Origin of the sequence: Thermogladius sp. 4427co (assembly GCF_051933805.1) — an archaeon.
GTDB lineage: Archaea > Thermoproteota > Thermoprotei_A > Sulfolobales > Desulfurococcaceae > Thermogladius.
In genome coordinates this window covers 116,467-140,356 of sequence record NZ_CP196893.1, presented here as the reverse complement: position 1 = coordinate 140,356, position 23,890 = coordinate 116,467, and the positions used below count along the sequence as shown (strand labels likewise).

Below are 23,890 nucleotides of genomic sequence, written 5' to 3'. Positions count from 1 at the left end.
GCTTTTCACCGAATTTATTATGAGTAGGGCAGTGAAGTCAGGATCTCTTATCGGACTTGATACCACTATGTATGTAGCATTAGCTGATAGTTTGGTTAGAGAATAATTTGAGTACCGGGAGCAGGCCTTCTACCAGAATTCGAAGTAGAGACCTGCTGGAACAGTATACTTGCACGGAGAGCACGTGGGGCACCACCACGGAGGAGGCGTCTCGTACTGGTATATGCTAACCCTCGTATAGACGTATTCGGGAACGTTATATCCTCTACCAGTATGATTACCGCAGTTTGCGAATCCGCCATCTACATATATACTACCCCCTTCCAGATCCAGGGATACTTGGAATGCTGATGCGAATGCTACAGCTGCTGCACACGCTGCGCCACCGGTCGGCAAGCCGAGCATTGCACACACTGCGGCAGCTATAGGAGCCATTGAAGTCCCTACCTCGAAACCGCTGCCACAGGTATCGTAGTACTGGAACATGTTTCCGAGCGCGAAAGACTCGTTTACATCTAGCTTTCCATCCGCTAGAGATGTTCCAGGTACGATAAGTCTTGTAGAATTAGTGCTATTGTAGAAATTATTCATGATTATCTGGTGGGGTAATCCGTTCATACTACCTCCTTTTATCTCTCTGCCGCTGACAAGGATATCGGTTATAAAAGACTCTACTTCATCGTGGTCGTAGACGCATTCATTATATAAGCATACATACACCTGCCAATACCTCTGGAGAGGCCTAGCCCAGATATAGATCCAGCCCGCTTCATTAGGGAGAAGGTATATAGGTGCTGTGAATCTGTACCACTCACCGCCCCAAGTAGCACTCCCAAGCTGGAGGTTTACAGATGGGAGGCTGGCGTTTCTAATCTTCGATAAGATCTCGCCGGAGGCGAAGGCCAGCCTGACTTCTGCCTTGGCATTCTGGACGCCGATCACAATATAAGCATTAACCTCACCGGAATAAGTGTAGGGGTTCCAGGCTACTAGGATAGGTGTTTTCATATACAAGGTGCTGTTTACGCTCATGAAGTAATCTGCTGGTAGATACTGCTGGAGGTCTTCGGGTTTTATCTCAGCGATTCTACGGTAGCATACAGCCCATCCCTGGTAGGCCGGGGAACAATAGTCGAAACCTCCTTGAGCAGACTCTACTAGTCGGCCCTGCGGCAGTTCTATGCTCGTAGTAAACGCTCTGATAACGTTCTTCGAGTAGGCTAGCTGGTAGACCCCTCTCCTAGCGTAGAGAGTGTAGCCGACGGCTCTAGCCTCTATTAAATCCCCTAGTTCCACGGGTATAGAATCGATGATACTGTATAATAGGCTCCTACTAGTAGTGTTAATAACCGACCCGTGTATCAAGAGGCCGATTACATGACTCTTAATACCATCCTTCCGAACCATCCTTGATTCAAGTAGTCTAACCCATTCTTTGATGAAAGGCTCTAGCCTATCGTAAGGGATGTATAGTGTTGGAACCCCTTTGAAACAGCCGCTTCCCAAGGGTACGGGGGCTTCGGGTGTTATAATTTCAGCCATAAGGCAGAATACTATGTCACTGCTAGACTTCAGGAGGAGGGTTTCGTCGACATAACCCCTGTCGCCAAGGTTGTAGAATACAAAATCCAAGTACACCCCGGGCTTTATGTAGGCAAACGGTAGGATTGCAAAACCTTCAACCAGAATAGATGTCAAAAGGATTAAAGAGACCGTAGTATTCAGTCGGCTATTAGTCTCCACCGGCTCAACCCCCAAATATTTTTTGTACAAATCCTTATAAAAAATTCGGAATCCGGCTCTGGAATCGGTAGGAGGTAGTAGAAAGTCTGTACAGTACCCGACCACTGGTATATTAACTTCGGGTCGTATAGTACAGAATCTACCGCATTACGGCCCTTCCTGTCCGTTGAAACAGCGTGGATGTAGAAGATGCTCGGCAGGGTGAGAGCACTAACCTGTTTCTGTTGCTGAATAGCTTAAACAAGCCCCACGGTAGGACAACCCAGAGGACTTGCAGCCCTATTAACGTATCGCCGGAGTAATCGTAGTATGCCCCTCTCGCGTTTATACTACTATCGTAATATCAGTTATTCTAGTAATTAGTGTACGATGTCTTATTCGTCTAGAATTTAGAAAATATATAAGTAAGCATAATTCAATAAGCTGGCTGCGAAGGCTGCGATGTAGATAACAGGCTTCCACTTCAGGACCTTGTAGCCGTCAAGAGGAGGTATTGGTAGCAGATTGAATAATGCTACCCACGAGTTCACATATGCTATAGCATATAGCGTCTGGGATACTGGTAGCGGGGTTCTAAGAGTGCTTAATGCTATTGTTGAAGCTACTGCTACAACAATATTATACAACGGGCCCGACAAGCTTGTCAAGCCCTCAACCTTCTTCAATTCTAGCGGGTCGTAGGTGTAGGGGGAGATCAGGGTGAAGCCCGGCATTATGAATTTGAAAGGTATGAAAGGCAGGGATGTAAGCACTGTTACTAAGAGCCCTATAGGAGACAGGACATACCTAGACCAGCATCCCATCCTCCTCGCAGTATTCCTATGAGCTATCTCATGGGGTATGACAGCTAGTATAGAGGCTAGGCTTAAAACAGTGAAGCAGCCTATGTTGCCGCCTAATAGGCATGAACCGCCGAATGCTACTGCTACAGCCAGCCCCCCAATGATCAATGCCAGGGGCTCGTCTAATTCGACAAACCAGCTCAAAGATAGCACCCTGCCCTAATGCTCGCCTGGATAACTATTAGGCAACCCCTTATTTAAACCACGGTGCCAGGCGGGAAGCTCGCTCTCTCGTCGCCGAATAAATCGAACGGGATGCTGTCGACCCAGTCTCCAATAGGCGGGTTTGTGTTAGCGTAGTATTTGAACACTATTTTAAGCCCGCCAGTCAGGTTGAAACCGTATATCTCGACGTTCAGCAGGGTAGCCCAGAGGAAAGCTACGGTTACACTCCTTCGTAAAGCGTCTAGGTCTTTGTTACCCGGGTCTGGGTTGGATAGACTATAGGGTGGAGGGTAGGAGTCGTCGCATGTAGCCGAGCTGAGAACCAGGTTAGACCAGGCTACAACCTCTTGTAGCCAAGGCCACTGGTATCTGTCCTGGATAGGTATTTTAAAAACTAGGGTTGTCGTTCCATTCCCGTAATAGTAGTATGCTACCGGTTTCATCGTTATATTCCCTTTATTCGTAACAGTGAAATTCAAAAGGAAGAGGCTGCCGCTATATACTGTTAGAGTAGCTGTTCTAGGGTCTATTATATAACTCGACCTAACGTTATTGAAAACCGTGTAAGCAGTAATATTCACCTGTAAGTATATACCGTCGTATTTCCAGTAGCCCTGGGAGAACGTAGCGTTATAGCCTATTTCGACCCAGCGCGTAATCCTCTTGTAACCGAGATAGGGGTTGTAAACGTCTACCGTAGCATTTAACCTCAGTTTGACAATAGTATACGAGGCACCTGTGCTAGGGTCGCTCCATATGCTTATACCATAGTATGCTTCTACGCCGGCAGGGTATATGGTATAGCCCTGCGACCTCATTATACTAGCCCAGTTTGATATCGAATCATACAAGGTGTTGCCAAGGTAGTTTGATACTGTTTGAGCAGACGAATTTAGAGCGTTAACATAGCTCGTATAGCTCTGGCTGAAACCGGTTGATGAATAATTATACTGGCACAACCCGAAACACTTGTAGTCGTCGTAGTTGTAGACAATAGTCCAGGTCATAGTCCTAGGGCATATATCGTATTCCTCAGGGTCATATTTCCATCCCAGAGGAGACGCCTTGCGCACGATGAAAGGATATTTAGGAGGCGGTATAGTCATATACTCCTGATACCTTCCCCAGAAAGCTGTTGCGAAGAGATTGCCCGATTGATTACTAGAGCTTGCGAGCGTTGATAGCAACAGTGTGTCGATGCTGTCCTCTATGCTTCTCCAAGCCTCCTGGAGCTCGCTTGACGGGGTAGAGATATAGTTTAGGGTTGAGGTAGAGTAGTAGATAGTCGCTATTACAAGGCTTAGGACGAGGGCTAGGGCTATTACAATAGGCATCTCAGCCTTCATCAAGCCGACACCTTTATAGAGTATAGGTACAGGAGCCCGCTCCTGTCTTCTCTAGCATAGACGTAGATCCTATAGTACCCTGTCGCACCAGTTGCTTTGACCTCGCAGTAGTCTCCTCCTACTAACTGTCCTGACACTATATTGTAGACCGTTATATTGACCATGACATAGGATGACCCAGTAGTATTCCTTATAGCGTCCGCTAGCTCGCAAGCAGACCATAAAGGCTTAGACCTTATAACGCTATAGACGCTAGACCCTACCTCCAGCACCCTGAATGAAGCTACTCCCGATAGGATTCCTACGTAGAGTATTGAAACGATCGCAATAGTCAAGCCTAGTGCTGCCGCTGCCGCAATAATCTGTACCTGCCCCTTCATTTCTGCCACACCTTCAGGTCTACGATATAGTCGAAAGAGCCTAGCCTAATGTAGAAGGAGGTTTCGTAGAACCCCGTTCTAGGCGGTTTCTCCCCTATACTCAAGGGGCCACGGTAGACTGGTATAGGGATGAGAGAGTTGCTATCGTAGAGTTCTACTAGTACGAGGTTTGAAATAGGTAGTGTAATACTTCTCGTCGTAGCCCAGCTTGCAACATAGACAGGGTTTCCACAGCTATACGAGCCACCAGTCCACTGGCAGGTCAGGTTAACGGTTATATGTGACTCTCCTAGGAAGACCCTGAGAATACTATAGGTAGAGTTCCAAGCCCCAGCCTGGGCTGAGAAGTACCCGATACTCGACCTGTTGATAGTCACAGTATCAATATATCCTCTGAATACAACCCATATCAAGGGCTCGTAGTAGCTGGAATTATAGTTTCCGAAGGAAAGCCCGGCGTAGTAAAAGAGGGTTGTATTGTAGACTGTTGAGAAATTAGGGTGGTTGAACGGCTGTATAGATGATAGGACGCTCCTGTTTACCACTATATTGATACTGCCCTGTGTAGAGATAAGATAGCCTGTCCTATATGTGTCCTGGAGCCAGTAGTTGATAAACCTGGCCGCTCCCGATTCCAGGACTGCTACTATAGCTGTAGGCGGGTTATTCAACGTGATCCTATAAATGTAGTACGGGGGATTGTAAGAGTCAGGGGTATTCTTCGCGACAACCCCCCAAGTCTTATCCTGGTAGATCGGGAGTAGGATTAGCGTGCCATTGTATAGCGTGCTCACGCTTACGCTAGACCCGCTCACGCTAATATCTACTATCCCCGAGTAAATAGTAGCGTTAAACCCATACGTATTGAATATCGTCGGCCCTACGATAGAAGCGATACTACTAAGCATACTATTGTATATCTCGGGTAGTTCAGGCGTTAGATTACCCGCATCGAAATAGCTTTGTAGAACGCTTGCAACCGCGCTAGCGTAGACGTCTAATATACTCGCCTGCGCCTGTCTAACCGTCGGCTTGTAGTAGACATAGACGAGCATATTGTAGAAGGGGATTATGGATACTATGATCGCGAACGCTATAATATACTCTACTATCTCCTTCAACTGCTCCTAACACCTCTATTCACGACTATTAGAACGTAGTCCCCATACGGAGTTATGACAAGCCCTGCATCAACTAGGAGCTTGCTGCCAAACACTATGTATGGTTGGATACTCCAGTTTACTACTGGGGTCTGTGGGAGAGAGGCGCTTTCAACCGGCCCGAAGCTGATAGCTGGTTCGGGGTAGACGAAGGGCCTTGCTCTAACCCAATAGTAGAACCCGGCTGTCTGAACGGTTTTGCCAGTAGAATATCCGTTTGCGACCCCGATAACGATTAGGGTTGTATCCATATAACCGTAATAGGTGGAATTAAGGTAGAGGTAGCTCGGAGCGCTTGAATTATAGTATCCCGTATAATTGTATATCATGTAGTAGAAGCTGTTGTTGAAATACGCTAGCCCAGCTATTACGGGCTGGTTGATAATCGCAGACACATTTGTGTTAACCCAGCCGCTTACCGTACTATTCCTGAAGACGATCGTGTAGACCGGTTTATTCCCCGAAGCCGGCACCCCCGAAGCGTGGATCGCGGCGCCAAGCTGTTGCCCGGGTTGTGTGAGCTGTGGTAGGAATACGAGTATTGTCCCACCCGATATAATCTGGTTGAGCGATAGGGATGCTACAATGTTTCCGTTCTCATTGTATACAATTATATATACAGGGTTGTTGACGCCGAGAATCGGGTGTGTTGAGACATCTATTAAAGCGGTTCCGGTAGAGTCTACTGTAGCATTCCCTATGAACAAGCCTCCGTCGTAGAGTTCTATACTCCAGTTCGCTGGAAGGCCTTTGAAAGTAATCGCTGTCAAGTTAACTGTTTGAGTATTTCTATCATACCTGGCTGAAATAAGGTCGTCGAACAGGGAGTTCACAGATATATTACTAGGCGAGATAGCGAAAGCACCAACGTAGTTGGGGTCGGATGGTATTAGACCACTCTGCTTAGAATAGGACAATACTGTCTCCCCGGTGCCAGCATAGTATACTCTAGCAGTCAAATGGTTTGATACACCTGGGCCCAATATATCGACATATATGAAGAACCATGTTGGTTCTTCGATATCTATACTACTCGAATCGAGCCTTGTCCAGCTACTAGGGTTGGTTGCGTCACCCGCCCAGAGCTCGATTCTGTCTCCAGACGAGTTGACTGCTATAAACATGTTTTTGAATAAGTCGGTGTTCTGGGCTATGATAAGACCTCTCAACGCCTGGTCAGGGTATACTAGAACTTTAAACAAGATCTGATATTCTTCCTGTCCTCGCGGTGCATTTGAAGGAGGATTCCACCTAACGATCGCAGCAGCATAGTATTTGTTGACAAAACTGTAGTTGTAAGCGTTCAGGAGGCTCTCGGATCCTGTTGAAACCACGCTCCAGTTACCCCATATCACGGTGTAGTTCGAGATATTGAGGAAGGGGTCTATGACGGGTGGTATGTACTGTATTCCAAACCATTGGAGGCCCCCGGTTATATTGTATAAAGCAAGCCTCCAATCCTGGTCGTTGAGGGTTAGCGGAGCACCCCAGCTCTCAACCACTAGGCCCTGCCCTACGGGGCTCGTGTTCGGTGGGTTGTTCGCGAACAGTGTTAAGAGCGTTGGGATTACCCCGCTCGGGAAGGTCGCGTTGACACAGACACCGAGCACCCCGCTAAGGTTGCAGGGCCCTATACTCCATGATGTAGCGTTAACTGGGAGGATGCCCCAGGTTGGTGCTAGATCGCTCTGCGACCCTACTATTGAGAAATTGTAGAAAAACGGGAATATAGACGGATCGCTCCTAGAGGATGCTGTCGGACTACCCCAGTACATGAATATAGTCTTGTTTGAAAACGCGGGGATAGACGGCAAGCTAACCCATACTACGGCGTTAGTAGTATTCCAGTACTCGATCCAGTATCCTAGAGGGGTCTTCCCATCGCTGTCAGTGAACCTGATGTCCCCGGGGGTGGGTGTAAAGTTTAATCCGCCGTACCTGCACGTAGTGTTCGAGGGGTTGAATACTATCTTTACAAGGTAGTTGGATAGGTTTAACCCGGACTTCTCGAGTATGAACAAGGACTGCCTGCATAGCCATGGGACACCGGATTCAACATATCCTGAGCTAGGGTCGAACCCTACCCTGGTAGTATTATAGATCCAGCTACCCCAGGCCACGTAAGCCCGGGTTCCGCGTAAGTCGGCTGATCTAACTATTAGGCTATAACCCCAAACCGACTTATCGGGTGTTGAAGCAATAACGTAGATACCGCCAGGGTCGAACCCGGGGCTTTCCCTCAAACGGGGGAATAGCTGGGATAGTACGCTGCCATTTCCTATGTAGATATTATAGCCCGACTGGTAGAAGGCTTCGACAGGGTAGTTTAAGGGGAGGAGGGTCATGTTGCTACCGCTTATAAGGATGTTTCTAAGCGACCCTGCTAGACTGCTAGATATAGCTGAGAGGACGGCTTCCATATTCCTCTTATTCATGTAATCGATTGTCGAGAACGCGTAGAGGGATACTGCGATGAATACAGCTATCAACGCTGAAAAGCCTATGATGTGTGTTAGTGTTGGGACGGGCATCTAGGTCAACACCACGCTTACGTTTACAACTGTGAGAGAGAGTGTTACAGGGCCTCCTGTATAATAGTTGCTGATATCCCGCGGCCCCAGGACGAATATGCTGGGAGAGCCAGGGCTCTTCACCACTATTGTAAGATTGTAGACGTTGTAGAACCAGTACTGGTTTATACTGGATGGGTAGAGCTCCGCATAACCTCCCCCGGGCTTGTGGACTGGGTTCAGGGATACTGCGAGAATATTGAAATAGTAGAAAGACCCTAGTCTATCATATGTTGCCTGCACGCTAGCGTAGACTCTGCAAGTATCGAGTTCTATCCTAGCAGAATTGTTCTCGTAGAATTCTCTAACGCTCGACAGAAGCCTCGTATCGTTCACAACAGGCGATAAACCCCCGTATATATACCTCGCTCCTTGGGAGGGTATGGAGAAGGAGGCGGATGTTATAGTATAGCAAGGTATCTCGGCTACAGGGGTGGTGCTTGAATTAACGTAGAACCTTATATAGCCGGCAAGCCTATAGCCCATGCTCATAGTAGTCTTAGGATAGGTTACCGTATAGCCCCCGCCGTTCAAGACATAGTAGAGGTTTGAAGCCATATTGAGCATTACCTGCCTATAATACAAATACTCGGTTCTAAAAGTATTAGCGAAAGATGTGTAGTAAGCGTAGGCCAGGGTTATAGATAGAAGTGTGAGAAAAACACCCACCATTAGAATCGTACTTAAAACATCCGAAGCTCCTTTCAAACCGGGAACGCTCCCTCTAAACCATGTACCCATATAACTTAATTCAGTTAGGGGCTCTATAAGTTTTAAGTTTTTCTTTGCGTGGAAATCCATATCTTTAATCGCGTCTAGTTATTTAAGTATAGAACTGGTACATAATAGTTTAGCAAATAACATGCTGCTCGTAAAAATAACTCGTTATCTCGTTTGGAACGATGTAGTTAAATACCTCAAAGAGTAAAAACGGTGTTAAATCCCTAAGACAATTACTAGTTCTCGCTATACGGGTAATAGCAGTATTTACGCCGGCCATAGCCCCTGCTAGTTTACGGAGCTAATAGAGCATGGTAGCAAATCGGACGAGCACATGTGGGAATAACCGTGTTAGAGACAGGTTCTGAATTCTAGGAGGAAGCAAATTATAGAAATCCTGGGGCACCTGCTTTTTACTGGAGCAGTATTTTTCAATCCAAGACCGTGGAATCTAATTATGTAAATGTCGCAGGGCCTAGCCGATTAGAACTCCTATGTTTATAATCCTTACTACGAGCGTGATAGAGGCTCTCGAAGAGAAAATGTCTGCTACTTGCTTTGGGATGGCTATCTCACTGTTATTATATAATATTTTAACGCCGCTGACCCCTGTAAAAACGTACGCGATATCTCTGCTAGGGTCGTGGCTTAGCACTAGGTATCCCTGGCCGTAGATTTCAGGAGGGCCCGTGGGATTGTTTAACCCTGTGAAGTTTACTAGTGTGAAGTATACTTCTACGCGTGTCCCCTGCGGGGACGTGATATTGACTATCTCATACCCTATTATAGAAGGATCTACTACTATCCTCGACCAGCCATTGCTATAGTACTCGTATATTAGGAACGGGGTTTTAGTAGGCTGTATCAGCGAGGTATTATCTCCGTAGATAATGCTCGGAGTGTTTACAATAGGCTTCCTAACGCCTGCTGTGAGACGCACTAGGTTGCTAATAGTGAGGTTTCTCACACCGCCCCCTTCTAGAGAGACCGATATAGTTATATTAGTCCTACTTACTGAGTAGCCTAGTGATAGATAGTTGTAAGGATACCTGTACTCCAGCCTGAATACTTGTCCTAAGCTTGTTTGAGTAATGCTCTTGAAAACCGATTTTATATACCCGTATTCGATCGAAGCCCTGCTTAGCTCATTATAATAAGTTACGAACAGATATCCGGACAAGCTGATCGCTAGTATTGCCGAGGCTATGATAACCGCTGAAATTACCTCGCTAACACCCCTCATTTTAGGCACCGGCAGCAGACATTAGGCCGCCGCCAATCACAGGCACTAGGAGGAAGGTCGCTATTGTAGTGATTGTCAGTACTAGGGCGTGTTTAAACCCTGATGCCGTAGACTCGTTTGCCACCTTGCCTGCTACAAGACCCATTATATAAGTATTTAATACGATACTAGGGAGAACCTGATTGGCTGCTGCTTCGAAAGCCCCTACGCTCACGGGCAGCTGACCCATGTATGCTACCATAAGGATGACAGTCATAGCCGTTAATATAGCCCCCATATACGGGACTATCATCAGCGTCCTCAGGCTACGTTTCTTCTCTACCTCGATGGCTTCAACACTCTCGGCGAAACCTGCTAGTGCTTCCAGTACTTCGATAGTCGCACCCCCGACTTCGATAGAGTCTGTCAGCATGTATAGTAGTATCTTAGCCCTCCACACTTTGATCTTCTTCATGAACTCGTCTATTATCTTACTCAGCGGTATCCCGAGCTCTAGCTCTAGAGCCATCTTCCTCAGGTAGTCTGTGAATACGCCGTACTTCCTCCTGCTCAACTCTAGTATGCTCCTCTCCGGCGAGAGACCCGTCTTCCTAACTTCCACTAGGTCTCTTATGAAACGGGTTATGCCGTTGACGATCCTATACTCCCTAGAGACCTTCTCGTAGTATAGGACTGCTGGGATCGTCGAGTAGACCAGCGCCATGCCTAGAGCTATACTGCTATACGTGTAGCTGGGTAGTTTAAATGTTGTAGCCGGCCAGACGAGTATCCAGTACATCCCACTTAGTACAGGGTTGTATTTCAACGAGTGGTATGGCGGGATACTCGTATAGAGCACCCATCCGAAGAATAAGAGTAGGGCTGTGACAGGTAGGGTGACGCCGGCTGCTATAATATAGGGCCTCCAATCCATCCAGGGCTCTTTGAACTGGAGGAGGTCGGCGAAGTATATCACTGCGAAAGATAGTAGCGGCATTAGGATGTATAGTAACAGGAACATGCTTCCGCCGGATAACCCGAAGGGTACTACTCCCGCAAAGCTCTGTGTTACAAAGTACATTACCGTCATCGTAAGCATAGTCAATAGTACTACGGCTAGATAAGACTCTAGCAGTCCCCCTAGTCTATCAGCCGTTATCTTAATCCTTACAAGCATGTCGTTGAAAAGCGTTCTAGCAGTCTTATTCAGGTAGTCTACTACATCACCCCCAGCTCTAACCGTAGTAACGTAGCCGGATAAAACATCTCTCACTATAGGGCTCGGAGATCTCTCCCCTAGCATTCCGAAGGCTGTTAAAGGATCCTTCCCGAGCACCCTGACTAGGAGCGAGAACCTCTCGGAGAGAGCGGCGCTATGCGGGAGTATTCTACCGCTTTTAGCAACCCGTTCGAAAGCAACATAGGGGCTTATCCCGCTTTGCACCAAGACGCTTAGATAGCTCATTGTATACGGGAACTCTGTATTGATCGCCGAGGATATATTTGAAGCCCTGATGCTCGGGTAAGCTATCAAGATTAGCAGCGATATAGCTGGGATAATGATTGATATCACAGCGAGTAGGACATTCCTCATTATAATCGAGACTATTAACAAACCAGTCGATAAGCCTATCGAGGACACTACTGCGAAAGCTATGATCGACGCGTATACAGGAGGGTGTATGAAAAGGTTGGATTTCCTAATCGAATCGTTTAGAAATGGGTATAGATCGAGTATTCTGAGACCGAGGGGTTCAAACCACTTATAGACCTTGTCGTAGAAGCCCATTATTGACCACGGGTTTTAGCCATATATTTATTAAATTACTCTGGAAAGTAAATATTTGTTAGTGAGTGGGTTTTATTGCCTAAGCTGAGATTTAAGCTACCCGGCTTCAAGCTAGCTGGGAAGCAGAGCGAGATAGCTGAGCTAATTAAAGCTGTGGTGAGAACTGAGGAGCCTGTTAAACTAGTCGCTCGTGAACCCGGTTCGAGAATCCTCGACTCCTACTACGTATACAAGCCTTTCGTCAAGGTAACTATAGCAGAGAGCGGGGAGGGTATCGTATACTATGTTGAAGAATTCGGTCTGACCGAAGAGGATAAGCAGGTATTGGACAAACTAATACAAATAGTAATAGATGAAATCAGGCCTCCCCAAACACCGGGCATTGTTAAAGACCTGCGCGAATACGTCTACAACGAGATTCAGCGTATAGTCGAGAAGTATAAGGAAAAACTCGGCTTGGTAGGCGCTAGGAGGATAAAACTAGTCTACTACCTCGAGAGAAACCTTCTAGGCTACGGCCCTATCGACCCGTTGATGAAGGATCCTAATATAGAAGACATCTCGTGCAACGGGGTTAACACACCTGTATTCGTCTGGCATAAGAAGTACGAGAGTATACCAACTAATATCATCTTCTCTAGCGAGGACTATTTGAACGAATTTGTAATGAAACTAGCCCATATGGCTGGAAAACACATAAGCGTAGCATACCCTATAGTCGACGCTATGCTACCCGAGAAACACAGGCTTGCAGCCACTTTTGCGAGGGAGGTGAGCGTTAAAGGACCTACTTTCACGATAAGGAAGTTTAGGGAGAAACCATTCAGCATTGTCGAATTAATCGAAGGGAAGGTAATAGATTCTGTTACAGCAGCGTACATCTGGACTCTTATAGAGCACGGTAAAACAGCTATGATAGCAGGAGGAACAGGGGCAGGCAAGACTTCTCTATTAAACGCTATATCGTTGTTCATAAAGCCGGGTAAGAAGATAGTTACAATAGAGGATACCCCAGAGTTAAACCTACCCCATGTAAACTGGACACAGCTCACAAGCAGGGAGACGTTTGCCGTCGGACAGTCTGCTGGGACGAGCGTGAGGTTGTACGACCTAGTGAAACTAAGCCTCAGGTATAGGCCGGATTATATTATAGTTGGGGAGGTGAGGGGTGAGGAAGCATTTGTACTATTCCAGAGTATGGCTACAGGCCATGGAGGCTTATCTACTATCCACGCCGAGACGCTTGACTACGCGATCAAAAGGCTTACAAGCCCTCCTATGAATATCCCTCCAACATACATGAAGCTGATGAACATATTCCTACATATCCAGAGAGTCTACACCCGGGTAGCTAAAGGCGAGGTCTCTATTAGGAGGAGGGTTACAATAGTCCAGGAGGTTGAAGACGCCGATAAATATATTACTGTATCCAAATGGGATCCTAAGACCGATACTTTCGTCACAGACTTCTCAAAGAGCATCCACCTGAGGGATATTGCTGAGAAGAGAGGCTTGGATTTCGAAGATATCCTAGGCGAGATAGAGAGGAAAGCCACGATCCTTAACTGGATGAGAATGAAAGGCATCTTAGACGCTTGGGATGTTGCCGGTATCATCTTCAGCTATTACCGTGACCCGGAAGCAGTCTATAAGAGAGCTCTCGGCGAGCTAGAAGAGATAGGTATTGAAAAACCTGCTGCCGCCCCGGTAGCAGGCGTCGACGTCGAGAAGACTATCGAAGTATCCAGGGGTAAGGGATAATTTAAACTTGTGAAACAATTATTTTAACAGGCATGTTTATCTCGTATTCTGCGATCAATAAGTCTATATCTCTCTCAATAAACGCTTTCAGCCTAGCATCATCGCATTTACCCAGCAAACCTTTTTTCCTAACTACGACCCGGACATACAAGACTCCTTTAGAAATCGATACTGTGAATGATTCTACTCTACACTTAGATACATTAGCATAATCGCTTACAATCCTCTCGAGGGCTCTGCTAAATTTATTAATTTTCTCTGCCTGGATATGCGTAAGAGACTCTCTCGGCAACTCTCTCGCCTCCTCAACGCCTCTAGCTGGAGGTGGCAACGGGCTTGTTTTCTCTTCTTCGATATGCTGCAAGACCTCGTAGACAAATGCTTTAACAGGCCTGTCCCTAGCTAGTGCTGCTAGATAAGCCAAGGGTTTTAAACCGCTCTCCCTTTTAGAAGGATCTTTCAGATTATACATTAGGGAAGATACCAGGGTGTCTTTCTCAATATATACAGCGAATTTGTAGTCCTCGAGAGTTGCTGTCACAATAATATTCCTGCCCATTGATAAACTAGTTATATTCACTACGTCGTTGAAGCTTAGTTCGATAGTTCTGAGGAGTTTACTCCTTATATATAGGCCTGCTTCTGTACTAATATCCTTGAGCATATCCAGCCTGTTATAGTCGATCTTCAGATTCGCTAGCAGCTTGTAAATCTCGCTTAGATCAGCCTCCTTCAATAATACCACTCTGTAAGCATGTTATGTTATCGATAGTATAAATATATAAGTGGACCGGCCGGGATTTGAACCCGGGACCTCCGCCGTGCGAGGGCGGCGCTCTTCCAGCTGAGCTACCGGCCCTTTACCAGACTAATTTTATTCTAGTCGGATTTTTAATACTTTGACCCTATTAGAGAAGCTCGATTCTAAAGGTGTGGGCTTTGAGCAGTGAGGTAGAGCACAGGAAGGCTATTAGGAGGGAGCTCATATCCAAGAATATAAACCCGTACCCGCACAAGCCGTTGTTTAAGCCTATGAGTATTAAATCTATTCTAGAAAACCCTACCGAGGGATCAGAGGTAGCTGTTGCCGGCAGGCTCGCGGCTATCAGGAGGCACGGCGGTCTTATATTCATAGACATTATCGACGACGGTTTAAGAATACAGGCTTCGATAGACAGAAGCAAGGCAAAAGACATATTCGAATTCTTTAACAAATACGTTGACCTCGGAGATTTCGTGAATGTTAAAGGAGTATTGTTTAGAACTAAGAGAGGAGAGCTTACAATCGATGTCAACGGATTCCAGCTCCTGGCTAAAAGCCTTAGAGCACCACCTGTCAAATACGGGCATAGGCTCCTGGATTACGAGGTAAGGTATAGGAAGAGATACCTGGATATGATGATGACCCCTGATGTGAGGCGTATACTTGAGATCAAATTCAGGACGGTTGAAGAAACCAGGAAGTTCATGTGGAGTAAAGGCTTTATCGAAGTCGAGACCCCGGTTCTACAGCCTATATATGGCGGTGCGGAAGCCAGGCCTTTCAAAACCCATGTATGGGCTCTCGACACTGAATGGTATCTGAGGATAAGTCTAGAACTATACCTTAAGAGGTTTATCATAGGCGGTTTCAATAAAGTTTTTGAGATTGGTAAAGTGTTCAGGAACGAAGATATAGACGCTCAGCACAACCCGGAGTTTACGATGATGGAGGCCTACCAGGCTTACGCAGATTATAACGATATCATGGAGTTAACAGAAGAGCTCATAGCGCACCTCGCTACTAAAATACTCGGCACTAGGGTTGTTGAAGTACCTGTAGGCGGCGAGAGGCAGAAGATAGATCTATCACCCCCCTTCAAGAGGATTACTATGTACGACGCGTTCAGAGAGTTCGCAGGGATCGATGTAGAGAGGCTTAGCGATACGGAATTAAAGGAGTTGCTAGCGAAACATAGTATACAACTAGCTGGTGGATATGATAGGGGTAGGGCTATCGTGAAATTATTTGATAAGATCGTGGGCAGGCAATACCTTATACAACCAGTATTCATAACCGACTACCCTCGCTCATCCTCCCCCCTTGCTAAGCCGCATAGATATAACCCCGACCTTGCCGAGAGGTTTGAACTATTCATAGCTGGAATGGAGATCGCTAATGCTTACACAGAGCTAAACGATCCAGTGCTACAAGCAGAGTATTTCAAGGCTGAAGAAGAAAGAAGGAGGCTTGGCGACGAAGAAGCCCACCCATACGATTGGGACTTTGTCGAAGCACTCGAGTACGGTATGCCTCCTACAGGAGGATTAGGTATAGGAATAGATAGGTTAAGCATGATATTAGCAGGTGTATCATCTATAAAAGAAGTCATACCATTCCCGATGATGAAATAAAACCCGGAAGTAGCATCTAGCTAGAATTCATCTTAGCTACCGGTTTCTAATCATAATTTCATAGAAGTATTGGAAGCCCGAGAATAAGTAGGCAATATCAGACTAAGAGCCATCCTCTTGTATTACTCGTTCACGTTATTATGCTGGGAGATTGTATCCTATCTCTAGGGCTTTCAAATTTATCTCATGATATCTTTTATCCAAGAGCTCGGTTAACGTTTTTCTAACAGCATCGTAGGGTAGTATACTAGTAGCTTTGATAACATGTCCTAGCATGAGTATATTAGCTACCCTGCTCGACCCAGTTTTTTCTTCAGCTATTTTCGTATAATCGTAGTGGTATAGTTTGAAATCGCCTGTGATCTCCTTGGCGTAGAAGGATCGATCTACGAAGACGAAAGTATTCTTCTTCGCAGTCTTCAAATATTCTTCGATCCTATACGGGTATAAGACCATAATTATATATGGGTCTGTAACAGAAGTGAACTCGTATATTTCATCTTCTCTCTCAGCGATCGCTAGCTCAACCCTGCTCTCCCCGCCTCTAGTCTCGGAAGTATAGTGCTCGCTTCCAGAAGTATAATAATTTAGATACTTGGATGCTGTATAGCCTATTATACGGCCTAGGAGCAGTATGCCTTGTCCTCCTCTACCTACTATTAGGATCTCCCGTCTCATCTCCTAGTCGCACCTCTTATAAGCTCTAGGTAGGAGGGGTTGTTTCTCACAATGTATTCGCCGATTATAATACCCTTCTCCCAGTCTATATCGGATTCGTCTATTACAGGATTAGGCTTATACTTAACCCTCTTCCTCAATTCATCGAACATGTTCACAGGGTCTCTTAAACCAATATGCCTACCGTATACCTCAGGGCATGTGCTTATAACCTCCAGGAACCTGAATCCTCTCATGCCTAGTGCTTTATAAGCAAACAACTCGATGTAATGAGGTGTTGTAACACTAGCTCTAGCTACGTAGTTCGCGTTAAGGCTTGATATAAGCTTGATCACGTTGAGAGGCGGTTCCGGATTCCCGTAGGGTGTTGTAGTAGTATAGACTTTCAACGGTGTGGTAGGAGCTAGCTGGCCCCCGGTCATAGCGTAGACGAAATTAGTGATCATTACTACGAATAGATCCATGTTCCTCTTAGCCGCATGTAGTAGGTGGTTTCCGCCTATACCTGCTAAATCCCCGTCTCCTCCGACCACGATTACCTCAAGGTTTGGATTAGCTAGCTTGACCCCTGTAGCGAAAGGTATTGCCCTCCCGTGGAGTGTATGGGCGGCGTCAAAATCCACGTAGAAAGAGACACGGGCAGAGCACCCGATACCGGTTACGAAGACTATCCTATTCCTATCTAGCACTCCTTCCCTTATCCTTTTATCGATGGCTCTTAGAAGAGCCCCGAGAGCTATACCTATACCGCAGCCAGGACACCATATGTGTGGTAGCCTATCCGTCCTCAGGTAACTATCAAGGGGATGTATAACCTCCTTCCCTACAGCCATCTTCTAACCGCCTCCATTACCTCGTTGAAACCAGCGGGTTCAACAGTCAGTACGGGGGATAGGTAGGTACGCTGTCTCCCAGCTATCCTAGCAATATCAAAATACACCCTGCCCGTATTGTTTTCTACTACAATAATTTTCTCGGCCCTGTCTATAACATCTAGTATCTTATTCTCATCGAGAGGCCATAGAGTCTTCAGCCTGAGGAACCCGATTTTAATACCTTTCTCTCTAAGTCTTTTAACAACCGGGTACACCATTCTCGCTGTCGAACCATAGGATACGACTATCACGTCAGCGTCTTCCGTCTGCAGGGTCTCGTGTTCGTAAATATAGCTGATATTCCTCTTTATCTTCTCGTTAAGCCTGGCAACCATCTCCCTGTAGGTTTTCGAATCCTGCCTGTAATACCCCATCTCATCGTGTACAAGGCTTTCAACAATGACTTTATAGCCTTCGCCGAATAACGCCATTGGAGGGACGAGGTCCTCTCCTGGCTGGTAGGGTTTGTATTCCTCTGGGGCAACCACCGGCTTCTTCCTGTTAATTATCTCTATCTCGCCAGGCTCTCTAATCACTAGAGTCTCCCAGGTGTGGGCTATGATAGCATCCGATAGTAGTATCACAGGAGTCCTCAGTTTCTCGGATATATTGAATGATTTAATCGTTAAGTCGAAGCAGTCCTGGACGCTCCAGGGGGCTAGGACAGGCAGGGTATAGTCGCCGTGGGCTAGCCAACGGGCCTGGTAGACATCCGACTGTGTTGCTTTAGTAGGTATCCCGGTGCTAGGCCCCGCCCTCATAATATCGACGATTACTAGCGGCGTCTCAGTAGCGATAGCTAGGCCCACGCCTTCAGCCATCAGGGAGAACCCGGGCCCGCTTGTAGCAGTCATCGATTTCGCACCGGCCCAAGAAGCTCCTATTGCGGCATTGATGCTAGCGATCTCATCCTCGAACTGCATCACTATACCCCCTTTCTCGGGTAGTTTCAGAGCAAGGTATTCCATGAGGTCGGATGCAGGAGTTATAGGGTAGCCGGCGAAGAATCTTAGGCCAGCTATAATAGCGGCTTCAGCAATAGCCCTATTCCCTGATAGGAACTCTCTCTTCAAGCTAAGTCACCTTCTCAACATAGATCGCGAACTCGGGGCAGATGTACTCGCATAGCTTGCATCCAATACATTTCTCGATATTTGTTACCATGGGAGGTCTGTAGCCATATGCGTTAATGTTTTCTCCTTTAGCGAGGATTTTAACAGGGCAGATATAAATGCATAACCCGCATTCTTTACACCTATCTTCAATAACATTGACTGAAAACTTCGCCCCTTTAAACGAGGAGATGTTTGAGACCACAGTCTTAAGCAAAATGATTCACTCTCCATACAATTAGAATGCTAGCCTAACTTTTAAGACATTAGCTTGTTTAGAGTTTAATTTTTGTGTTACAAGCATCCTTACTATACATATCTTGCCAAAATCATACGGTAGAGACTCAATACAAGTACAAATAAAGTATGGCTAAGATATATTAACCTAGGCCTTCATATCCTGTTGGAGAGGAGTTGAACCATGCTTATTGAAGTAACCTGGTATGGTAGAGGAGGCCAGGGAGCCTGGACTTCCAGCAACCTCCTAGCAATGGCTGCTGCGTTAGATGGTAAATACGCCCAGAGCTTCCCTGCTTTCGGCCCTGAGAGATCAGGGGCTCCAATGCTTGCTTTCACAAGGATAAGTGATGAACCTATAGAGATCCACAGCATGGTCTACAACCCTGATATTGTCATAGTATTGGATGACAGCTTGATCTCCCCGAATATATTAAGTGGAATAAAGGAGAATGGCATACTAGTCTTAAACTACGAAGGGAGTAAGGAAGCCTTGTTCAAAAGGCTTGGGGAAATACGTGGCAACATATCGATTTATATAACACCTGCTACAAGGCTTGCTTTAGAAATCCTGAAGGCAAATATCACGAATACAGCTATGCTAGGGGGTTTGATGAAAGCATCGCAAATAGTATCGTGGGGTAGCTTGGAGAAGGCTGTGAGAGAGAGATTTAGAGGGGTCGTAGCAGATAGGAACATAGAGCTTATTAAGAAATCCTATGATTCAGCTACTAAGGTGGCGTGAATTGTCGCAACTAGGCTGGAAGAGCCTTCCTAAAGCCGGCGTTGCTTACAGACTTTCTACAGACTATAAGACAGGTGACTGGAGGGCTCTGAAACCGGTTATCGATTACAAGAAGTGTACGAACTGCATGCTGTGCTGGCTTTTCTGCCCTGATATGGCTATCGTATGGGATGGTGAGAGGGTGGTCGTAAACTACGATTACTGTAAAGGATGCGGTATATGCGCTAACGAATGCCCTGTGAAAGCTATATCAATGGTACCCGAGTATGAAGGGGGATGAGATTGTCCGAGGCCCTTCTCAAACCCAAGATACCGAGAGAGAAACAGGTACTGATGACTGTAAACGGGGATGAGGCTGTAGCATACGCTGTTAAACAAAGCCTTGTAGACGTTGTCGCAGCATACCCTATAACGCCCCAGACGATCATAGTTGAGAAATTCTCGGAGTTCGTAGCCGATGGGGAGGTGAAGACGGAGTTTATCCCGGTGGAATCAGAGCACTCGGCTATGAGTGCTTGTGTAGGTGCGGCTGCTGCGGGGGCTAGGGCTTTTACAGCTACTTCATCTCAAGGGCTAGCATTCATGGTTGAAATACTCTATATTGCTTCAGCCCTTAGGCTGCCTATCGTGATGGCTGTTGTAAACAGGGCTTTGTCAGCGCCGATCAATATACACAACGACCATAGTGACGCATACCTAATGAGGGACAGCGGGTGGATACAGCTGTTCGTAGAGAACGTCCAAGAAGCCTACGATACCACTATACAGGCTTTCAGGATCGCCGAGGACGAGAGAGTGCTACTGCCTGTAGCTGTCAACCTTGACGGGTTCTTCCTAAGTCACACCCTTGAAAACATATACATGCTTCCAGACGAGGCTGTCCACGAATTCCTAGGAGGTTATAGGAAGGTTAGTAAGGTTAAAGTAGCCTACTTCGATGAGGAAGTACCCTTGATGTTAAACCCTGCTAGACCGTTGAGCTTCGGCAACCTAGACCTATACGACTATTATTTCGAACATAAAGTCCAGCAGGTTGAAGCAATGAAAACAGTACCGGAGGTTGTGAGAGAGGTTAACGAAGAATGGTTTAAACTAACTGGGAGAAGATACGGTGACGGAGTAATGGAGACATTTGGTGTCGAAGACGCTGATATAATTATTGTCGCAATGGGTAGTGGCGCGGGTACTGTTAGGAGTATTGTGAAAAAGATGAGGAAAGAAGGGTATAGTGTCGGGATGGTTAAACTAAGAATGTTCAGGCCCTTCCCATTCAACGATATCGCCGAGAAGCTTAAGAACGCTAGGCTTGTCGCGGTTATGGATAAAGGGATTAGCCCGGGTAGCTACGGCCCGTTATTCCTCGAGATAAATACCGCGTTATACGATTACGAGAAGCGACCTATGTTAGTAAACTACATCTATGGTTTAGGAGGCAGGGACCTAGTCCCTGCACTAGTAGAGGATATGATTAAAGAACTCGCCTCAGAGCTAGAGAAAGGATTGAAAGAACCTAGGCTGAGATACCTAGGCGTGAGAGAGTGAGGTGATTGGGATGGTTGTGAAAACCCTGCCCGAGTTCCCTGTGAAAAAAGGTGAGCCGGCTTACAAAATATGGATCTTCGAGCCTGGGCAGAAAGTTGAAATGCCATTAATATTCAATCTCAGGCAGCTCGCGGAGACAAAGAGGCCTGCGTTATTACCCGGTCACAGGCTTTGCGCTGGTTGTGCTGCACCGATCGTTGTAAAACTAGCTAGCTTCGCGTTCAGAGGTCCTACGATAGTAGTTACTGCTACAGGATGCCTCGAGGTGTCGACAACTATATTCCCGTATACTAGCTGGGCTGTACCATGGATACACAACGCCTTCGAGAACGCTGCGTCTACAGCTAGCGGTATAGAAGCCGCTCTCAAAGCGTTGAAGAAAACAGGGAGGCTACCCTACGATCACGTCGACGTAGTCGTGTTCGCAGGAGACGGTGGGACGTTCGACATAGGCTTTCAAGCTCTTAGCGGAGCAGCTGAGAGGGGTCACGACTTCCTGTACATACTATATGACAACGAAGCATACATGAACACCGGGATACAGAGAAGTGGTGGTACACCTAAATACGCGTGGACTACGACCTCCCCCGTAGGGTCTGTGTTGCCGGGTAAAATGGAGAATAAGAAGCCTATAGCAGAGATCATGGTAGCTCATAGGATACCCTACGTAGCTACAGCTACTCCAGCCCACTGGATGGATTTAATGAAGAAGGTTAGGAAGGGTATTGAAGTCAACGGCCCTGCTTTCATACACGCGTTAAGTAGCTGTGACAGAGGGTGGAGGCACGATACAGCATTAACCCTCGAGGTAACGAGGAGGGCTGTAGACACCTGCTACTTCCCGCTGTGGGAGTGGACTCCTGAAACAGGCTACCTCCTAACTGATAGGAGCCTTGCTATTGCTAGGAACCCTAAGCTGAAGCAGCCTATAGAGAAATACCTGGAGCTACAGGGCAGGTTCAGGCACCTCTTAAAGCCTGAGAACAAGCATTTGGTTAAAGAACTCCAGGAAATAGTAGACAAGAACTGGGAGGAACTACTGAATAAAGCTAGTAACGCCCCTAGGTGAATGATCTAGGTCTAAGGATTTTTTAGAACGCGTTCTCAGAGAGAGGTTTCTTATTGCTTGCGTAGGATCTCCCCTCAGGGGAGACGATAGGATCGGCTTGCTAGTGTGCGAGAAACTAAGGGAGTGTGGGGTCCCAAGTATTTCCTGCGAGTATGGTCTAGAGAACTGTATTAGCGATATAATGGGCTACCAGCCGGATGCGTTGGTAATAGTCGACGCCGTATATTCTAGTAGGCTGGGCGAGGGAGAGACTGTTTTTATCGACGACATCAGGGTAATCGAGGATCTCAGATTCCCCACTACCCACGGTGTACCATTCGAACTGGTAATACAGATTCTTAGGAGGAACCACTATATAAAAGAAGCGTACCTAATAGGTGTATCGATTAAAAGAATAGGTATATCTCTCGAGGTATCGCCAACTGTTCTAGAGTCTGGTATGAAGCTTGCCGATTATATCTGTAAGAGATTTAGAGAGGTTAATAGGGGCGAGTAGGATTGTCGGAATGGATTTTAGGAAAAGATTGAAATGGTTGTCGTAGTCGGTCTCGTTAAACAAACCGCTTTCAAAAACCTGGCTGAGGATAGGAGGGTAGAGACTTCTAGCACTTTTGAAACTCATATCTAGTATGTTCTCTAGCTTGTTCAATTTTGACAGTTTCTCGACTTCTCTTACGTATAAATCTACACTGCTATCCAGAGCCTGGGCAAGCTTTGGGGCTAGCCTAGCTATATAGTAAAGTCCTCCGAGAGTGAATGGTTTAACCAGTCCTAGCGCGTCGCCTATGAAAAACACCTTTTTGTGTAAGACCGGTTTAGATAGATACCCGGGCTTCACTACTATGCCTCCGAAGAACTCCCTGATCCTCGCATCCTGTAAACCAAGCATTCTATAAACCTTCTCGAATATGCGCCGTGGGTCTATGATATGCTTCTCAGTTAGATAACCGATGATACCCAAACCATCGTCTAAAGGAGTCACCCAAGCGAATTTTATAGGGTAGCCGGTGTATAATACGTGTATGCTATCGCCGAGATCTTTAGACAAAATAATAGACTGGATTCCGAAATAGTATTCTCTTTTCACCTTATTAAAAAACCTGAAGAATGAGCTATTCGAACCGTCTGATGCTATAATAGTATTGAACTCAACCACTCTGTCTCCTACTTTTATACTGGATATACTGTATGGCTTTACTCTAACTCCTGTAACAAGTGTATGGCCTAGTTTTTCAACTTTTTCAACAAGCTTTTCTTCTAGTAGAGGCCTCTCGATGTAGAATGCGAAATCCTTCTTCCACTCGATCCTATATCTGCCTAGCCTAGAGTGAATTACTAAAGTATTATACCCTCTTCTAATGATTCTAGGGGTGAGAATCTCAGAGAAAAAACTAGCTGTGTAAGAGCCTACAATACTAGTACAGTGCCTTGGAACCCCTACTTGCTTGTGTTCCTCGAATACCATAACATCCCTATCTTTGATAAGCGAGGCTACTACTAAGCCGGCCGGCCCCCCTCCTACTACCCCTACATCCCCCAT

Annotated in this window: 22 protein-coding genes and 1 tRNA gene; 7 read left to right on the top strand and 16 right to left on the bottom strand. The window is 46.3% G+C overall.

The annotated features are described in order from the left end of the window. Nucleotides 1-129 precede the first annotated feature (129 nt). The 9 genes from ACSU1N_RS00750 to ACSU1N_RS00710 all read right to left on the bottom strand — a co-directional run bounded on the left by ACSU1N_RS00750 (nucleotide 130) and on the right by ACSU1N_RS00710 (nucleotide 11,937). Nucleotides 130-1,758: a hypothetical protein gene (locus tag ACSU1N_RS00750; protein WP_440059719.1), complete on the bottom strand. Its 1,629-nt coding sequence runs from the start codon at nucleotides 1,756-1,758 to the stop codon at nucleotides 130-132. 374 nt (nucleotides 1,759-2,132) lie between these two features. Continuing rightward, nucleotides 2,133-2,729 (bottom strand): site-2 protease family protein, encoded by a 597-nt coding sequence (locus ACSU1N_RS00745; protein ID WP_440059718.1) that lies wholly within the window; start codon nucleotides 2,727-2,729, stop codon nucleotides 2,133-2,135. A 53-nt stretch (nucleotides 2,730-2,782) separates the two neighbouring features. Further along, a complete protein-coding gene (locus ACSU1N_RS00740; protein WP_440059717.1) occupies nucleotides 2,783-4,096 on the bottom strand; it encodes a hypothetical protein in 1,314 nt (437 codons plus the stop codon). Then, the gene (locus tag ACSU1N_RS00735; RefSeq protein WP_440059716.1) at nucleotides 4,096-4,476 is read right to left on the bottom strand and encodes a hypothetical protein; all 381 of its coding nucleotides are present in this window, start codon (nucleotides 4,474-4,476) and stop codon (nucleotides 4,096-4,098) included. Before ACSU1N_RS00735 ends, ACSU1N_RS00740 begins: the two co-directional genes overlap by 1 nt. After that, complete coding sequence (locus ACSU1N_RS00730; protein WP_440059715.1) at nucleotides 4,473-5,597, bottom strand: hypothetical protein; 1,125 nt, start codon at nucleotides 5,595-5,597, stop codon at nucleotides 4,473-4,475. The genes ACSU1N_RS00735 and ACSU1N_RS00730 overlap by 4 nt, the downstream gene beginning before the upstream one ends. Further along, complete coding sequence (locus tag ACSU1N_RS00725; protein ID WP_440059714.1) at nucleotides 5,594-8,167, bottom strand: DUF2341 domain-containing protein; 2,574 nt, start codon at nucleotides 8,165-8,167, stop codon at nucleotides 5,594-5,596. The genes ACSU1N_RS00730 and ACSU1N_RS00725 overlap by 4 nt, the downstream gene beginning before the upstream one ends. Next, nucleotides 8,168-8,914: a hypothetical protein gene (locus tag ACSU1N_RS00720; protein WP_440059713.1), complete on the bottom strand. Its 747-nt coding sequence runs from the start codon at nucleotides 8,912-8,914 to the stop codon at nucleotides 8,168-8,170. 487 nt (nucleotides 8,915-9,401) lie between these two features. Then, complete coding sequence (locus ACSU1N_RS00715; protein ID WP_440059712.1) at nucleotides 9,402-10,169, bottom strand: hypothetical protein; 768 nt, start codon at nucleotides 10,167-10,169, stop codon at nucleotides 9,402-9,404. 1 nt (nucleotide 10,170) lies between these two features. After that, a complete protein-coding gene (locus tag ACSU1N_RS00710; protein WP_440059711.1) occupies nucleotides 10,171-11,937 on the bottom strand; it encodes a type II secretion system F family protein in 1,767 nt (588 codons plus the stop codon). An 84-nt stretch (nucleotides 11,938-12,021) separates the two neighbouring features. Between ACSU1N_RS00710 and ACSU1N_RS00705 the strand changes: the two genes are divergently transcribed. Continuing rightward, nucleotides 12,022-13,698 carry a type II/IV secretion system ATPase subunit gene (locus ACSU1N_RS00705; protein ID WP_440060314.1) on the top strand — a complete coding sequence of 559 codons (1,677 nt, stop codon included), beginning with the start codon at nucleotides 12,022-12,024 and terminating at the stop codon, nucleotides 13,696-13,698. Between the two features lies 1 nt (nucleotide 13,699). Here ACSU1N_RS00705 and ACSU1N_RS00700 read toward each other — a convergent pair whose 3' ends face one another. Continuing rightward, nucleotides 13,700-14,434, bottom strand: a complete 735-nt coding sequence (locus tag ACSU1N_RS00700; RefSeq protein ID WP_440059710.1) for a hypothetical protein — start codon at nucleotides 14,432-14,434, stop codon at nucleotides 13,700-13,702. Between the two features lie 50 nt (nucleotides 14,435-14,484). Beyond that, nucleotides 14,485-14,557 (bottom strand) — tRNA-Ala (locus tag ACSU1N_RS00695). A gap of 80 nt (nucleotides 14,558-14,637) precedes the next feature. Here ACSU1N_RS00695 and lysS point away from each other — a divergent pair. Beyond that, nucleotides 14,638-16,092 (top strand): lysine--tRNA ligase, encoded by a 1,455-nt coding sequence (gene lysS / locus ACSU1N_RS00690; protein ID WP_440059709.1) that lies wholly within the window; start codon nucleotides 14,638-14,640, stop codon nucleotides 16,090-16,092. 138 nt (nucleotides 16,093-16,230) lie between these two features. On the opposite strand, the gene ACSU1N_RS00685 is transcribed toward lysS, so the two are convergent. Genes ACSU1N_RS00685 through ACSU1N_RS00670 form a run of 4 tightly spaced genes read right to left on the bottom strand, consistent with a single transcriptional unit; the run spans nucleotide 16,231 to nucleotide 18,974 of the window. Further along, nucleotides 16,231-16,770 carry a 2-oxoacid:acceptor oxidoreductase family protein gene (locus ACSU1N_RS00685; protein ID WP_440059708.1) on the bottom strand — a complete coding sequence of 180 codons (540 nt, stop codon included), beginning with the start codon at nucleotides 16,768-16,770 and terminating at the stop codon, nucleotides 16,231-16,233. Then, nucleotides 16,767-17,603 carry a thiamine pyrophosphate-dependent enzyme gene (locus ACSU1N_RS00680; protein ID WP_440059707.1) on the bottom strand — a complete coding sequence of 279 codons (837 nt, stop codon included), beginning with the start codon at nucleotides 17,601-17,603 and terminating at the stop codon, nucleotides 16,767-16,769. The genes ACSU1N_RS00685 and ACSU1N_RS00680 overlap by 4 nt, the downstream gene beginning before the upstream one ends. Then, on the bottom strand, nucleotides 17,594-18,718 hold the full coding sequence (locus ACSU1N_RS00675) for a 2-oxoacid:acceptor oxidoreductase subunit alpha (RefSeq protein WP_440059706.1): 1,125 nt from the start codon (nucleotides 18,716-18,718) through the stop codon (nucleotides 17,594-17,596). The genes ACSU1N_RS00680 and ACSU1N_RS00675 overlap by 10 nt, the downstream gene beginning before the upstream one ends. Nucleotide 18,719: 1 nt before the next feature. Continuing rightward, a complete protein-coding gene (locus tag ACSU1N_RS00670; RefSeq protein WP_440059705.1) occupies nucleotides 18,720-18,974 on the bottom strand; it encodes a 4Fe-4S binding protein in 255 nt (84 codons plus the stop codon). A 204-nt stretch (nucleotides 18,975-19,178) separates the two neighbouring features. Between ACSU1N_RS00670 and ACSU1N_RS00665 the strand changes: the two genes are divergently transcribed. The 5 genes from ACSU1N_RS00665 (at nucleotide 19,179) to ACSU1N_RS00645 (ending at nucleotide 22,846) form a co-directional block, all read left to right on the top strand. Then, nucleotides 19,179-19,739: a 2-oxoacid:acceptor oxidoreductase family protein gene (locus tag ACSU1N_RS00665; RefSeq protein WP_440059704.1), complete on the top strand. Its 561-nt coding sequence runs from the start codon at nucleotides 19,179-19,181 to the stop codon at nucleotides 19,737-19,739. A gap of 1 nt (nucleotide 19,740) precedes the next feature. Then, complete coding sequence (locus tag ACSU1N_RS00660; RefSeq protein WP_440059703.1) at nucleotides 19,741-20,019, top strand: 4Fe-4S binding protein; 279 nt, start codon at nucleotides 19,741-19,743, stop codon at nucleotides 20,017-20,019. A 53-nt stretch (nucleotides 20,020-20,072) separates the two neighbouring features. After that, nucleotides 20,073-21,281, top strand: a complete 1,209-nt coding sequence (locus ACSU1N_RS00655) for a transketolase C-terminal domain-containing protein (protein WP_440060313.1) — start codon at nucleotides 20,073-20,075, stop codon at nucleotides 21,279-21,281. A 10-nt stretch (nucleotides 21,282-21,291) separates the two neighbouring features. After that, a complete protein-coding gene (locus tag ACSU1N_RS00650; RefSeq protein WP_440059702.1) occupies nucleotides 21,292-22,350 on the top strand; it encodes a thiamine pyrophosphate-dependent enzyme in 1,059 nt (352 codons plus the stop codon). A gap of 103 nt (nucleotides 22,351-22,453) precedes the next feature. Beyond that, a complete protein-coding gene (locus ACSU1N_RS00645) occupies nucleotides 22,454-22,846 on the top strand; it encodes a hypothetical protein (protein WP_440059701.1) in 393 nt (130 codons plus the stop codon). Here ACSU1N_RS00645 and ACSU1N_RS00640 read toward each other — a convergent pair. Continuing rightward, nucleotides 22,778-23,890 carry an NAD(P)-binding protein gene (locus ACSU1N_RS00640; protein ID WP_440059700.1) on the bottom strand — a complete coding sequence of 371 codons (1,113 nt, stop codon included), beginning with the start codon at nucleotides 23,888-23,890 and terminating at the stop codon, nucleotides 22,778-22,780. The genes ACSU1N_RS00645 and ACSU1N_RS00640 overlap by 69 nt on opposite strands.